Source organism: Sphingomonas sp. AC435 (assembly GCF_979253005.1).
Map to the genome: position 1 here is coordinate 1 of NZ_CEEDCJ010000127.1, position 232 is coordinate 232.

Annotated in this window: 1 protein-coding gene; it reads left to right on the top strand. The window is 68.5% G+C overall.

Features of this window, described 5'->3' with window-relative positions; translation table 11 throughout:
* Window positions 1-4 precede the first annotated feature (4 nt).
* Window positions 5-160: a membrane protein insertion efficiency factor YidD gene (yidD, locus tag AC0CH8_RS19180; protein WP_465241242.1), complete on the top strand. Its 156-nt coding sequence runs from the start codon at window positions 5-7 to the stop codon at window positions 158-160.
* The last annotated feature ends 72 nt before the right edge of the window (window positions 161-232 follow it).

Below are 232 nucleotides of genomic sequence, written 5' to 3' on the forward strand. Positions count from 1 at the left end.
GGCGGTGCTGCCGCCATCCTGCCGCTCCGACCCTACCTGTTCGGCCTATGCAATCACCGCCCGTCGCCGCTATGGCGCGGTCAAAGGGGCCTGGCTGGCAACGAAGCGCATCGCACGCTGCCATCCGTGGGGCGGGTACGGCCCCGATCCCGTGCCGTGACGCGTGACCACCCTCTACTTGGCCGACCTCGACCGGGGCGACCTCTTGTACCGGGGCTGACGACTTGAAGAA